The following is a 540-nucleotide window of genomic DNA, read 5'->3' as shown; positions in this document are numbered from 1 at the left end:
AAGCTGCCCGCCATCGCGGCCCTGTTCGGCGCGGCGGACCTGGCATCGCCCGACTGCACGGGCGCCGACGACGCCTTCGCCGTGCTGCGCGGCGCCATGTTCCTCGCCGCCCACGGCGCGCGCTATCGCGACCATTACGATCAGCTCGGCCCGAACATCCGCGCGAATGTCCAAGAGGCCCTGTCCTACACGCTCCAGGACCATGCCCGCGCCGCGACCGTCCAGACCAGGATCTACCGCGCCTACCAGGCGTTCTTCACCCGCTACGACATCCTGGTCAGCCCGGCCGTCACCGTCAGTCCCCGCCCCTGGACCGAACTCTACCCGACCGAGATCGACGGCGCGCCGACCCGCAGCTATTTCCACTGGCTGGCGCTGGCCTACATGGTCACGCTGTCCGGCCATCCCGCCATCAGCATCCCCGTCGGCACCGATGCGCGCGGCATGCCCTTCGGCCTGCAGATCGTCGGGCCGCGCGGCGGCGACGCAATGCTGCTGCGGGTCGCCGCCGCGATCGAATCCGCCTTCGCCGCCACGCCG

The 540-nt window shown here is 71.1% G+C and carries 1 protein-coding gene; it reads left to right on the top strand.

All coding sequences use genetic code 11. The annotated features are described in order from the left end of the window. Positions 1-540: amidase family protein (locus HUK84_RS22480; protein WP_246285848.1), on the top strand; the 540-nt coding region annotated here is incomplete at both ends.

This window comes from Nguyenibacter vanlangensis (assembly GCF_013376155.1).
Classification (GTDB): Bacteria; Pseudomonadota; Alphaproteobacteria; order Acetobacterales; family Acetobacteraceae; genus Gluconacetobacter; species Gluconacetobacter vanlangensis.
The sequence above is the reverse complement of the archived record's forward strand: the minus strand, read 5'-3'. Positions and strand labels throughout refer to the sequence as shown.